Annotated in this window: 11 protein-coding genes; 7 read left to right on the forward strand and 4 right to left on the reverse strand. The window is 70.7% G+C overall.

The annotated features are described in order from the left end of the window. The first annotated feature begins 12 nt into the window (after nucleotides 1-12). Both ACIBSV_RS00700 and ACIBSV_RS00705 read left to right on the forward strand, forming a co-directional pair. The gene (locus tag ACIBSV_RS00700) at nucleotides 13-948 is read left to right on the forward strand and encodes an NADP-dependent oxidoreductase (RefSeq protein ID WP_395858705.1); all 936 of its coding nucleotides are present in this window, start codon (nucleotides 13-15) and stop codon (nucleotides 946-948) included. A gap of 218 nt (nucleotides 949-1,166) precedes the next feature. Continuing rightward, nucleotides 1,167-1,709: a hypothetical protein gene (locus ACIBSV_RS00705; RefSeq protein ID WP_395858706.1), complete on the forward strand. Its 543-nt coding sequence runs from the start codon at nucleotides 1,167-1,169 to the stop codon at nucleotides 1,707-1,709. A gap of 32 nt (nucleotides 1,710-1,741) precedes the next feature. On the opposite strand, the gene ACIBSV_RS00710 is transcribed toward ACIBSV_RS00705, so the two are convergent. After that, nucleotides 1,742-2,533 (reverse strand): SDR family NAD(P)-dependent oxidoreductase, encoded by a 792-nt coding sequence (locus ACIBSV_RS00710; protein WP_395858707.1) that lies wholly within the window; start codon nucleotides 2,531-2,533, stop codon nucleotides 1,742-1,744. Nucleotides 2,534-2,752: 219 nt separating this feature from the next. Here ACIBSV_RS00710 and ACIBSV_RS00715 point away from each other — a divergent pair, with 219 nt between their 5' ends. The 3 genes from ACIBSV_RS00715 to ACIBSV_RS00725 all read left to right on the forward strand — a co-directional run bounded on the left by ACIBSV_RS00715 (nucleotide 2,753) and on the right by ACIBSV_RS00725 (nucleotide 7,291). After that, a complete protein-coding gene (locus ACIBSV_RS00715; RefSeq protein WP_395858708.1) occupies nucleotides 2,753-4,303 on the forward strand; it encodes an alkaline phosphatase D family protein in 1,551 nt (516 codons plus the stop codon). A gap of 326 nt (nucleotides 4,304-4,629) precedes the next feature. Next, on the forward strand, nucleotides 4,630-6,258 hold the full coding sequence (locus ACIBSV_RS00720; RefSeq protein ID WP_395858709.1) for an ABC transporter substrate-binding protein: 1,629 nt from the start codon (nucleotides 4,630-4,632) through the stop codon (nucleotides 6,256-6,258). 85 nt (nucleotides 6,259-6,343) lie between these two features. Next, nucleotides 6,344-7,291, forward strand: a complete 948-nt coding sequence (locus ACIBSV_RS00725) for a MerR family transcriptional regulator (protein ID WP_395858710.1) — start codon at nucleotides 6,344-6,346, stop codon at nucleotides 7,289-7,291. A 180-nt stretch (nucleotides 7,292-7,471) separates the two neighbouring features. Here the strand turns inward: ACIBSV_RS00725 and ACIBSV_RS00730 are convergent, their stop codons facing one another. Both ACIBSV_RS00730 and ACIBSV_RS00735 read right to left on the reverse strand, forming a co-directional pair. Next, a complete protein-coding gene (locus ACIBSV_RS00730; RefSeq protein WP_395858711.1) occupies nucleotides 7,472-9,604 on the reverse strand; it encodes an MMPL family transporter in 2,133 nt (710 codons plus the stop codon). Between the two features lie 309 nt (nucleotides 9,605-9,913). Continuing rightward, entirely contained in the window at nucleotides 9,914-10,459 is a 546-nt protein-coding gene (locus tag ACIBSV_RS00735; protein WP_395858712.1) for a hypothetical protein, read from the reverse strand. 244 nt (nucleotides 10,460-10,703) lie between these two features. Between ACIBSV_RS00735 and ACIBSV_RS00740 the strand changes: the two genes are divergently transcribed. Next, nucleotides 10,704-11,141, forward strand: a complete 438-nt coding sequence (locus ACIBSV_RS00740; RefSeq protein WP_395858713.1) for a hypothetical protein — start codon at nucleotides 10,704-10,706, stop codon at nucleotides 11,139-11,141. Continuing rightward, complete coding sequence (locus ACIBSV_RS00745) at nucleotides 11,036-11,752, forward strand: MFS transporter (RefSeq protein ID WP_395858714.1); 717 nt, start codon at nucleotides 11,036-11,038, stop codon at nucleotides 11,750-11,752. The genes ACIBSV_RS00740 and ACIBSV_RS00745 overlap by 106 nt, the downstream gene beginning before the upstream one ends. 63 nt (nucleotides 11,753-11,815) lie before the next feature. Here ACIBSV_RS00745 and tsaA read toward each other — a convergent pair whose 3' ends face one another. Beyond that, entirely contained in the window at nucleotides 11,816-12,232 is a 417-nt protein-coding gene (gene tsaA / locus ACIBSV_RS00750) for a tRNA (N6-threonylcarbamoyladenosine(37)-N6)-methyltransferase TrmO (RefSeq protein WP_395858715.1), read from the reverse strand. Between the last annotated feature and the right edge of the window lie 50 nt (nucleotides 12,233-12,282).

The following is a 12,282-nucleotide window of genomic DNA, read 5'->3' on the forward strand; positions in this document are numbered from 1 at the left end:
AATGTGATGACGATGCGCGCCATTCGACAGGAGACGTTGGGCGGACCCGAGGTGCTGAGGGTGGTCGAGGTGGAGCGCCCGTCGCCCGGGCCGGCCGAGGTCCTGGTCCGGGTGCACGCGGCCGGGGTGAATCCGACCGACTACTGGCACCGGGCGAGCGGCGGGCTGATCGGCGACACTCCCGTCCCGCTGGGCTGGGACGTATCGGGCGTGGTCGAGGAGGTCGGCCTGGGCGTCAGCGTCTTCCGGCCCGGCGACGAGGTGTTCGGGATGCCCCGACTGCCGCTGCCGGCCGGTGCCTACGCCGAGTTCGTCACGTCCCCGGCGCGCCACCTGGCCCGCAAGCCGGCCGGCCTGTCGCACGTGCAGGCCGCGGCGCTGCCGCTGGCCGCGCTCACCGCGTGGCAGTCGCTGGTGGACGCGGCCAGTGTACGCCCCGGTCAACGGGTGCTGATCCACGCCGCGGCGGGTGGCGTGGGCCACCTCGCGGTCCAGATCGCCAAGGCGCGCGGCGCGTACGTGATCGGCACCGCCCGCGCGGCCAAGCACGAGTTGGTGCGCGGGCTCGGCGCGGACGAGGTGATCGACTACACGGCCGTCGACTTCGCCGAGACGGTACGCGACGTGGACGTGGTGCTGGACACGATCGGCGGCGAGTACGGGCCGCGCTCGCTGCGCACGCTGCGGCCGGGCGGCTTGGTGGTCTCGCTGGCGTCGCCGGCGGAGGTGGGCCTGGTGCCGGTCGCGGAGGCGGCGGGGCTGCGCGCGGGGTTCACCATCGTGGAGCCGGATCAGGGTGGGCTCAAGGAGATCGCGGCGCTGGTCGAGGCGGGTCTGCTGCGGCCGGTGATCGACGCGGTGCTGCCGCTGGAGCAGGTGGGCAAGGCGCACGAACTGGGCGAGGGCGGGCGCACTGCGGGAAAGATCGTGCTGAGCGTGGTGGAGTAGTCGGGCCACCGGGGCCGAGCCGATCGGCCCCCACGCACGCCGCACCCCGCTCGGCGCGGGGCCGCCGGGCGACGTGCGCGGCGGTTCGGCTCGGCGCTCTCGACATAAGTCTGCGTGTGATCGACCTTCGGCCGCTGCGGGCGCCGACCGGGTCTCCCTAGCATCGAGGTGGAGGCGGACCGATCCGGCCGCCCACCGGGAAAAGGGAAGGGCACGCCATGGCCGAGGAGCGATCCGCCCACACGGGCGGGTGGGCGGCGCAGGCCGCCGAGAGGCGCACGGTCCTGGGCTACTCGCGCGCGGATCGGGTGGCGATCTTCGGCGGGCTACCGGCGCTCGGACTGTTGCTCGGGTTCGTACTGCCGCCGCTGGCGCGGTTGGCGCTTGAACTGCCGGTCCTGCCGATGCGCTCGGTCGTGCGCCTCGTCGGCACGGCGGAGCAGCCGTCGCAGGTCGCCATTGGCGCGGCCCTCGGCTTGATCCTGGGCCTGGGCGTCGCGTTCGTCGCCGTCGCCGAGTCGACCCGCTTCACCCTCACCGACACCCGGGTCCTGCTCGAGCACAACGACCGGACCACCACGATCGAGCGGACCGGGATAGGCGCGGTCCGGCCCGACGGCAAGCGGGTGGTCCTGTTCGACCACGACGCCCACCCGCTCGGCGGGGGCCTGCCGCGGGTCGGACGGCGTGCGGTGGCCCGGGCGTTCCGAGCACACGGTTACCCCTGGCGCGAGCACGGCACCACCGACGAACCCGGGTAGCGCGTGCCTGGGACGTGTCTTCGATCCCCCGGTCAGCGCGGTGTCAGACGGTCGCGCATCGCGCGCAGGAAGGCGTTCGGGTCGGCGTTCTTGGTCCGCGCCGTCTCGGCGTCCCCGGCGGTGGCGTAGGTGACGAACGCGTCGTCGCCCACGCAGTCCAGGAGTGCGGCGGCCACCTGCTCCGGCGTCGCGGCGCTCCTCGGGTCGGCCGGGAACGGCGGGTCGTTGCCCTCGCGTTCGGTGCTGAACTCGGTGAGCGTGGTACCGGGCACGAACAGGTGCGCGGCCACGCCGGTGCCGGCCAGTTCCAGATAGAGCGCCTCGGTCCACAGTTCGAGGGCCGCCTTGGAGGCGGCGTAGGCGCCGACGCCGTAGCTGAACATGTGCACGCCCATCGACGACACGTTGACCACGTGTCCGGTGCCGCGGGCCAACATCGCGGGCAGCAGCGCGGCGGTCAGCCGGACCGGCGCCTCGTAGTTGACCGTCATCACCTCGCGCAGATCCTCGCCGGACAACTTCGCGCTGCGCCGCCGCTTGGGGATGCCGGCGTTGTTCACCAGGATGTCCACCCCGCCGAGTTCCCGCTCCACCGTCGCCGCGAAGTCCGGGAGGGCCTCCAACGCGGCCAGGTCCAACGGCCACATCCGCGAGTCGGGGCTGTCCTCGCGAAGGTCGGCCAGCGCCCGCGTCAGCCGTTCGGTCCGGCGCGCGCACAGCCCGACCACCGCGCCCTCGCGGGCGAACGCGCGTGCGGTCGCCGCGCCGATCCCGGAGGACGCGCCGGTCACGAGCACCCGCTGTCCGTCGAACCGTGCGCCCATGCCGTGGCCCACCCTTCGTCACGGCCGGCCACCCGCCGCGGCCGGCGCCCGCGTGGAACGGATCATCGGCGCAGCGGCCGACGGAAACAAGAGACCCTTCGCCCGGGCCGCCGCCCGCGCGCCGGACCGCTCGGTCGCCCCCGGCCCGCCGACCAGACTTGACGAGCCGGCAAGCCGGCGTTCGCCGGTACGTCGCCCGGCGCCACTACACACATGTCCATGACCTCAGTGGACAGAAGGACCCTCCTGCGCACCGGTTCCGTCGTCGGCGCGGGCCTGGCGATCGCCCCGGTTATGGGCGCGGCCTCGGCCTCGACGTCGGACACGCCCGCGTACGTGGCCTCCGGCCGGCCGAGCCTGAGCCACGGTGTGCAGAGCGGCGACGCCACCGCGTCCTCGGCGATCGTGTGGGGCCGCGCCGATCGGCCGGGTCGGCTGATCGTCGAGTACGGCACCCGGCCCGACCTGCGCGACGCGCACCGTGTGCGGGGTCCGTGGCTGACTGCGGCCGGTGACCTCACCGGCCGGGTTCGTCTGCGCGACCTGCCGGCGGGGCGGCGGATCCACTACCGCGTCCGGGTCGAGGGCGAGCGCGGCGCGGCGGGCGAGGCGGTGACCGGTTCGCTGCTCACCGCGCCGAGCGAGCGCAGCCGCTCCGACGTGCGGTTCGTGTGGTCCGGCGACACCGTCGGCCAGGGCTGGGGAAGCAACCCGGACATCGGCGGCATGACCATCTTCGAGCAGATGCGCCGCCTGCGTCCGGACTTCTTCCTCAACAGCGGCGACACGGTCTATTCGGACGGCCCGCTGGTGGAGAGCGTCCCGCTGCCCGACGGCCGGATCTGGCACAACGTGGTCACCCCGGAGAAGTCCAAGGTCGCCGAGTCGCTGACCGAGTACCGGGGCCAGTTCGCCTACAACCTGCTCGACCGCAACTACCGGGCGTTCGCCGCCGAGGTCGCCCAGATCGTCCAGTGGGACGACCACGAGGTGCGCAACAACTGGTACCCGGGCCAGATCCTGGACGACGCGCGCTACACCGAGAAGCGCGTCGACGTGCTCGCCGCGCGCGCCAGGCAGGCGTTCCGCGAGTGGGTACCGATCGGTGACGACCGGGTCTACCGCAAGCTCTCCTACGGCCGGCACCTGGACGTGTTCGTCCTGGACATGCGCACCTACAAGGACCCCAACGGCGACAACCGCTACGCCGACCCCGAGCGCGGGCTGCTCGGCGACCGGCAGCGGCGGTGGCTGATCGAGGGCTTGTCGCAGAGCCGGGCCACCTGGAAGGTGATCGCCAACGACCTGCCGCTGGGCCTGGTGGTGCCGGACGGCGCCGCCGCGCAGGAGGGCGTCGCGCAGGGCGACCCGGGCAAGCCGCTGGGTCGGGAGATGGAGTTCGCCACGATCCTGCGCACCGCGCAACGACGCGGCGTGCGCGGCATCGTCTTCCTGACCGCCGACGTGCACTACACCGCGGCGCACCACTACGACCCCGCGCGGGCGGCGTTCAAGGACTTCGACCCGTTCTGGGAGTTCGTCTCGGGTCCGTTGAACGCGGGCGCGTTCGGCCCCAACGCGCTGGACGGCACGTTCGGCCCGAAGGCCGAGTTCGTGCACGCGCCGCCGCGCGCGAACTACTCGCCGCTGGAAGGCTTCCAGCACTTCGGCGAGGTCGAGATCGACGGCCCCTCGGGCGATCTGACGGTCCATCTGCGCGACGGCGCCTCCACCGTGCTGTGGAGCAAGACCCTGCGGCCGGTGCGCTGACACCCGCGGCGCCGCGCATCCGGCACCGGGCACCGGGCACCGGGCACCGGGCACCCGACAGACATCAGGCACCCGACCTCGGCACACCGCCCGGAAGCCCTCGCACGGACGAGGGCTTCCGGGCGCGGTCGATCAACCGGACCAGGCGATAAGGAACTTGCCCGCGAGCACCGTCGGGGCCCCGCCGAGACCGCGCCGGAGCCGCGCCGGGCGAAACATCCATCAGTACCCGAAAAAGCGCGACAAAGATCGTTCACGGCTTCGATTATGCTCCGCCACCGGTTGCCCCTCGGGGGTCGACGCACAGATCGAAGCGAGGCACAGACATGGACACGAAACGCGTTGTACCGGGCCCCGACGCCCCGGCCCGGGGCCCCGCCGGCGGGCGCGCCTTCCGTACCGTGATCCCCGCCGTCGCCGCGTGCCTGCTGCTGGGCGCGTGCGGCGGCGGCGAGGACAAGGCGGCCAAGGACACGGACACCTCCACGGTCATGCCCAAGAGTGGTGGGACGCTGACCGTGGCGATGGCGAGCGACATGCGCTCGATGGACCCGTTCGGCGCGCTGAGCAACTCCTATACCGACAACACCCGGCTCAACGCGGTCTACGACTCGCTCTTCTGGCACGAGGCGAAGACCGGCAAGGTGATGCCGCAAATCGGCGAGAGCCTGACTCCGGACCCGGGCAACGCCTCGTGGACGCTCAAGCTCAAGCCGAACGTCAAGTTCTCCGACGGCACGCCCTACGACGCGGCGGCGGTGAAGTTCACCTGGGACGAGCACGCCGCGCCCGCGCGCAAGTCGTACCAGGCGGGCACGATCCAGGCGGTCAAGGCCACCGAGGTGGTCGACCCCACCACGCTCAAGATCACGCTGAGCGGCCCGAACGCCAACTTCGACCACATCGTCGCGTCCAATCTGTCCTTCATCGTCTCGCCCACCGCGTACCGCAAGGACCCGGCCGGCTTCGCCCGCAACCCGGTCGGCGCCGGTCCGTACACGTTCAAGGAGTGGACCAACGGCGACCACATGACGTTCGTCAAGAACCCGGGCTACTGGCAGGGCGCGGCCAAGCCGTACGCGGACACCGTGGTGTTCAAGATCATCCAGGACAGCACGCAGGCGCTGGAGACGGTCTACTCCGGCGGCGCCGACCTGAAGGTCTCGGTCAACGCGGAGGACCCGGTCAAGGCCAAGCAGAAGGGCCTGGAGACCAAGGTCGTCACGATCATCGGCGGCGAGTCGCTCTACTTCAACAACAAGCGTGCTCCGTTCGACGACGTCCGGGCCCGCCGCGCGGTGCAGCTCGCGCTGGACGCGAACGAGGTGAACAAGATCTCCTTCAGCGGCAACGGCACGCCCACGCACAGCATCTTCCCGCCGGACAGCCCGCTGGTGGAGCCGGGTACCGAGACCGTTCAGCGCACCGACCGTGCGGAGGCGCAGCGGCTGCTGAACGAGTTGGCGGCCGAGGGTAAGCCGCTGGACTTCACGTACTCGATCCCGCAGAACGCGAACGCGCAGCGGACCGCCGAGTACATCATGACCTCGCTCCAGGGCCTGAAGAACATCGGCGTCAAGATCGCGCCGATGCCCATCGCCGCGTTCCAGACCGACATCGTGATCAACAAGAACTACCAGGCCGCGATGTTCAGCTACTACCTCTCGGACGCCGAACCCGGGCTGTACGTGAACCTGTACAGCACCAGCCCGAACAACTACCTGCTGTACGCCAACCCCACCGTGGACCAGAACCTGGACAAGGCCCGGACCACCAACGACCCGGCCCAGCGCAAGGCCGCGTACACGGCGGTCGCCGCGCAGCTCAAGCAGGACGCGCCACTGTGGACGTACCAGTCGTCCGTGGTCACCGGGTTCCACCGGTCGACGGTGGTGGGCATGGTGCTCACCAACGACGGCATGGTGCTGATGGACCGGATCGGGCTCAAGGGCTGATCAGGGCCGCTCCCCGGGCCGCGAACTCGTAGGCTCGGGCTCCGGACTTGAGTCTCCACCCGGTGGAGACGGCACGGTGAGGGACATGGACGGCGCGACCCTGTATTCGATCGGCGACCTGGCGCGGCGGACCGGCCTGTCGGTTCGCACGATCCGGTTCTACGCGGACGCGGGTGTCGTGCCGCCCACTCAACGAAGTCCCGCCGGCTACCGGCTGTACGACCTCGACGCGCTGGTCCGCCTCGAACTCGTACGCACGCTGCGCGACCTCGACATCGATCTGGAGACCATTCGTCGCGTGTTGGCGCGCGAGGTCACCGTCGGCGAGGTCGCGCGGGCGCACGCGAACGCGGTGGACACGCAGATCCGCACCCTACGGCTGCGTCGGGCCGTGCTGCGCGCGGTGGCTCGGCGGGGATCGAGTCCCGAGGAGTTGGAACTGATGCACAAGCTCGCGAAACTGTCCGACGAGGAGCGCCGGAAGATCGTCACCGACTTCCTCGACGCGACCTTCGCCGACCTGGACGTCGACCCGGATTTCCTGGCCAAGATGCGCTGCGGATTGCCGAACCTGCCCGACGACCCGACCTCCGAGCAGCTCGAGGCGTGGGTCGAGCTCGGCGAGTTGGTCGCCGATCCCGACTTCCGCGCGTCGATTCGGCGGATGGCCGAGTACCAGGCGCAGGCGCGCGGCCGCGGCGACGACGTCGCGCCGGACGCGCACGAGCGGCTGACCGCCATCACCCGCGAACTGGTCGAGGCGGCCCGTACGGCCGGCGTCGAGCCGACCTCGCCCGAGGCCGAACCGGTGGTCGCCGACCTGCTCGCGCGGTACGCCGGCACGTTCGGTCGCACTCCCGACGCGGCCTTCGTCGCCTGGCTGGTCGAGCGCTTCGAGATCGGCACCGACCCGCGCGCCGAACGCTATTGGCAGTTGCTGGGCGTGATGAACGGATGGCCGTCCTGGCCGAGCATGACGCCGGTCTTCACCTGGTTCCTCGCCGCGCTCCGCGCCCGGAACGGCACCGCCTAGTCCCCGGCACGCCGCGGGCGGCGCAGGTTCGCGGCGTTCGGCCTCACCGTGGGCGGACCCGCGCGTTGCCTGCCCGGGCGCGACGGATTCCCCGTACGAACACGAAGAGGGTGGTGGGCGAATGCGATCCGCCCACCACCCTCGATCATCCGGTGCCGGTGGAACCGGCCCCGCGATGGATCAGCTCACCAGGACGCCTTCCCGGTCGCCGTCGCCGCCGGCCTTCGGCTCGTCCTCCTCGTCCGGGCGCTGCGCGAGCTTGCTCGGCCACCAGATCTTGCGGCCGATGTCCAGACCCAGCGCGGTGACCAGGACCGAGCGCACGATGAAGGTGTCCAGCAATACGCCCAGCGCGACGGTGAAGCCCATCTCGGCGAACGAGACGATCGGCAGCGTGCCGAGCACCGCGAACGTGGCGGCCAGCACCAGGCCGGCCGAGGTGATCACACCACCGGTCGCGGACAGCCCGATCAGCACGCCGCGCCGGGTCCCGTGCCTCTTCGACTCCTCGTGCACCCGACTCATCAGGAACACGTTGTAGTCGATGCCCAGCGCCACCAGGAACACGAACACGAACAGCGGGAAGCTCACGTCCGTGCCCTTGAAGCCGAACAGGTGCTCGAAGAGGAACACGCTGATACCCAGGGCCGCGGCGAAGGACAACACCACGGTGGCGATCAGCACCAGCGGTGCGATCACCGCCCGCAGCAGCAGGCCGAGCACGATCAGCACCACGAGGAGGATGAGCGGGATGATCACCTTGTCGTCGTGCTCGGACGCCTTGGCGATGTCCATCTGGGTCGCCGTGCCGCCGCCGACCTTGGCCGCGCCGTCCGGTACCGCGTGCATCGCGGTGCGGACCCGGTTGACGGTCGCCTTGGCCGCCGCCGAGTCGGGCGAGTCGCTCATCACGCCCTCGATCTGCACCCGCCCGTTCGCCGCGCCGGTCTGGCGCACGCCGTTGGGGGCGATCCCGGGGGTCGCCTGAAGCGTCTGCATCAGCGTCGCCCCGGCCGACTCCCGGCCGATCACCACGATCGGGTCGCCGGAGCCCGCCGGGAAGTAGCGCTCGGAGACCTCCTGGCCGCTGATCGACTGCGGCTTGTTGGTGAACGAGTCCTTGTTGGCGATGCCGTCGCCGTTGAGGTTGGTCAGACCGATGGTCATCACGCCGAGGATGACCGCGGTCACGATCCACACCACACGCGGACCGCGGGCGATCTGCCGGCCGACCTTGGCCCAGATGCCGTTCTCGTCGTGCGTGACGGCGTCCGGCTCGTACGCCGGGCGGATCGGCCAGAACACCCAGCGGCCAACGATCACCAGCAGCGCGGGCAGCAGCGTGGTCATCGCGACCAAGGCGACCAGCACACCGAGCGCGCAGACCGGCCCCAGGCCCTTGGTGGACTGCATCTCGGCGGCCATCAGGCACAACATGCCGACGCCGACCGTCGCGGCGCTGGCCACGATCGCCGGACCGGCGCGAAGCAGCGCGGCCGCCATCGCGTCGTGCCGGTCCTCGTACCGGTGCAGCTCCTCGCGATAGCGCGCGATCAGCAACAACGCGTAGTCGGTGCCGGCGCCGAAGATCAACACGGTCAGGATGGCCGCGCTCTGCCCGTTGACGACCAGACCGGCCTTGGTGAACAGGTACACCACGGCCTGCGCCATGAACAGCGCCGCGACCGCCGAGATCACCGGGAGCAGCCACAACACCGGGCTGCGGTAGGTGAACAGCAGGATCAGGACGACCACGCCCAGCGTCGCGTACAGCAGCGTCCCGTCGATGCCCTCGAACGCGGAGGCCTGGTCCGAGCCGAGTCCGGCCGGGCCGGTGACGTACGACTTCAGGCCCTCCGGATTGTCCTTCAGGGCTTCCTTGAGTTGATCGACCGCGTCACCGAGGTCGTTCCAGCCGCCGTCCTTGACGGTGATCGGGACCAGGGTCTGCGCGGCCTTGTTCAGCGGATCGAACGTCGGCTGCTCGACCTGGCTCGTGACACCCTTGGCGGTGCCGAACTTGGCCTGGTCCTCGGCTATCGCCTTCGTGTCGTCCGGCGTCAGACCGGACTCCCGCTCGTAGACCACGACGGCGGGAACCGTCGTGTCCGGACGGAAGTCCTTCTGTTCGTGAATGACCTTCGTGGATTCGGCCTCGGCGGGCAGCCAGGACGAGACCTCGTTGTTCTGAGCGTCGGTCAGCTTGCTCGAGAGCGGCATTGCCACGACGAGCAACACCACCCACAAGGCCAGCACGACCCACTTGGATCGACGCCCGCACGGCAACGCCGCAAGCGCCTTGATCCGGTTCATGTTTCCCCCAGCTGATGGGCTGATTCCAAGGAAGCAGCGGTCGATCGACAACATGGAGTCAGCTCGACGCCGGGTTTGACGGCCGGTGATCGAGACTGTCCACGACACCGTCCGGAGCCAACCGGACGGTGTCGAAATAGTTGTGTTGCATACAGGAGTTCAGACTGCGCGGCGCCCCGAAACTCATCGCTTGCCGACAGCCCGACGGCGGATTGTCCTGGATGGATGGCACTACCGTCCACCCAATACCGCCCAGTTGGGCACAGGGCGGGTTAATTCCTGGTGAACTCGCCGAATTAGAGGCGTGATTCACCGTCGAATCATGACGGAGTGGGCACGCGAGCCTACCGTCCGGTCCTCGTGGCTCGTCGTCAGGTCTTGCCGGTCGAGTCGGTCGAGTCGGTTGGTTGGTTCCGGCGAACCGGTCGGGTCGGTTGGGTCCGGGTCGGCCCTCGTCGTCCGGGGCAGCATGGCCGGGCCGTCCAGAAAACGTTCGAGGACGAACTCGAAGCGTGCGTCGATGCCCGGCCCGGTGAGTTCACGCGCGGTCGCCACCAGGTTCGGGTAGGTGTCCGCGGGCAATGCCTCGATGGTGTCGCCGATCGCGCCCACCGCCTCGCCGATCGGCACTCCGGCGGCGGCCGCGGCCATCCCGGGACCGGTCGGGAAACGACCGATCAGTACCCGTACCGAATCCCGCCTCCGGTTCAGGAACGCGCGGAACGCCCAGGCCAGTTCGCGCAGTTCGATCCGCCAGTCGCCGCGCAGCGGCGGCAACGCGGAGACGCCGAGCCCGAGCAGCCCATCGGCGAGCAGGTCGAGCAATTCCTCCTTGTCCCGCACGTGCCAGTACAACGACGGTGCCCGCCCGCCGGCGCCCGGCCCTTGCCCGTCATGCCCACTCCCTGTCGTCGACCCCCGCGGGCGTCACCGCCGAACCGTCGGGTCGATCGTCGCGCGGATTCAGGTCATTCTCCTTCCTCATTCGGGCCGCCGCCGCTCCCGGATCGCATCGATCCTCTTGCGTCGGCGCCCGACGAAGTGCAATCCAACACCGTTAAACGGCAACTAACAGCGTTAGGGAGCGGGCTGGGCCAGTGTGTTCTGGATCAACGTGCCGATCGGCGTCGCCGGAATCCTGGTCGGCGCCGTGGTCCTGCCCGAATTCGCCGAGCGTCGCGGCCGGTTCGATGTGCCGGGGCTCGTCCTGGGCGTGCCGGCCATCGGCGCGCTGGTGTTCGCGCTGATCGAGGGCCCGACCCAGGGCTGGGGCTCGGTCCGGGTGCTCGCCGCGGCCACGCCGGCCGCCGGTGCGCTGATCGCCTTCGTGTTGGTGGAACTGCGGGTCCCCCAACCGATGCTCGACGTCGGCTTCCTGCGTGACCGGGTGATCGGCGCCGCGGTGTGGGGCGGATCGCGGTGGGCTTCGGGATGTTCGGCGCGCTGTTCTTCCTCGGCCTGTACATGCAGGACGCGCTCGGCTACTCGCCGACCCGGGCGGGCTTCGCGTCCCTGCCGTCGACCCTGGCGATCATGATCGCGGCGCCGATCTCCGGGCACCTGGCCGGCCGGATCGCCCCGCGTGTACCGCTCGCGTCCGGACTGGCGCTGTGCGCGGTGGCGCTCGGTGGGCTCTCGTTCTACGGCAAGGACGTCTCCTATCTCGAATTCTTCTGGGTACTGCCGTTCCTCGGCGCGGGCATGGGCCTGTGCTTCACGCCGATCTCGGTCGCGGTGATGTCCCGCGTCGAACCGGCCCGCGCCGGCATGGCCTCCGCAGTCACCAACACCGCCCGCGAACTGGGCGGTGTGGTCGGCATCGCCGCCCTCGGCGCGGTGCTCACCGCGCGGTTGTCGAGCCGACTGACCGAGCTGTTGGCCGACGCGCGGGTCCCGGCGGACGACGCGCGCCGCATCGTCGACGCCGGCACGTCGGGTGCCGGCGGCGGGATCGGGCACCTGGGCGACACGCCGGCGGTCGTGCGCGACGCCACGACGACCGCGTTCATGGACGGCCTGCACCTGGCGCTGTGGACGGGCTCGGCGATGCTGCTGGTATCCGCGGTGCTGGTGGCGTACCTGATGCGGGATCGGCCGAAGCGGCCGGCCGCGAAGGACCCGGCCCGGATCGCGAACCTCGTCGGCTGACCGCATGCCGGCCGGGTACGCGGTGCAGGACCCCGTCCCGGCGGGTACGCCGGGACGGGGTCCTCAGCGTTCGGATGTCGGGCCCAGGACGGGCTTGAGGTCCAGGATCGGAGTGCCGTCGATCGCCTCCAGGTTGCGTACGTGCACCCTGAGGCCCTCCACCCGCACGATCACGATCCGGTGCAGCCCGATCGGGTTCGGCCGGTCCGGTGAGCGGGTGCTGAACACGCCGGTGGCCGGCCGCTCCCGGTCGCCGCGCGGATGCACGGTCAGTACGTCCCGGGCGGCGCGGTCCAGCCAGGTCAGCAGCACCGCCTCGTCGCCCGCGCGCAGGTCGCCGAGTCCCGCGCGCACCTCCTCCGCGAACACCAACCACGCGTCCGGCGCCCCCTCGTCCGCCTGCCGGGGCGCCGAACGCCGGTCCACGAGCACCGATTCGACCCTGCCGATGGGTCGCACCGCGTACGAATCCCGGATCACCGGGACCACCTCCTCATCCTCCACACCGACCGGTGACCCGCCGAGCACGC

Origin of the sequence: Embleya sp. NPDC050154, assembly GCF_044460165.1 — a bacterium.
GTDB lineage: Bacteria > Actinomycetota > Actinomycetes > Streptomycetales > Streptomycetaceae > Embleya.

Coding starts and splice junctions, on each gene's coding strand:
- ACIBSV_RS00700 (WP_395858705.1), top strand. CDS start 13: ATGCGCGCCATTCGACAGGAGACGTTGGGCGGACCCGAGGTGCTGAGG.
- ACIBSV_RS00705 (WP_395858706.1), top strand. CDS start 1,167: ATGGCCGAGGAGCGATCCGCCCACACGGGCGGGTGGGCGGCGCAGGCC.
- ACIBSV_RS00710 (WP_395858707.1), bottom strand. CDS start 2,533: ATGGGCGCACGGTTCGACGGACAGCGGGTGCTCGTGACCGGCGCGTCC.
- ACIBSV_RS00715 (WP_395858708.1), top strand. CDS start 2,753: ATGACCTCAGTGGACAGAAGGACCCTCCTGCGCACCGGTTCCGTCGTC.
- ACIBSV_RS00720 (WP_395858709.1), top strand. CDS start 4,630: ATGGACACGAAACGCGTTGTACCGGGCCCCGACGCCCCGGCCCGGGGC.
- ACIBSV_RS00725 (WP_395858710.1), top strand. CDS start 6,344: ATGGACGGCGCGACCCTGTATTCGATCGGCGACCTGGCGCGGCGGACC.
- ACIBSV_RS00730 (WP_395858711.1), bottom strand. CDS start 9,604: ATGAACCGGATCAAGGCGCTTGCGGCGTTGCCGTGCGGGCGTCGATCC.
- ACIBSV_RS00745 (WP_395858714.1), top strand. CDS start 11,036: ATGTTCGGCGCGCTGTTCTTCCTCGGCCTGTACATGCAGGACGCGCTC.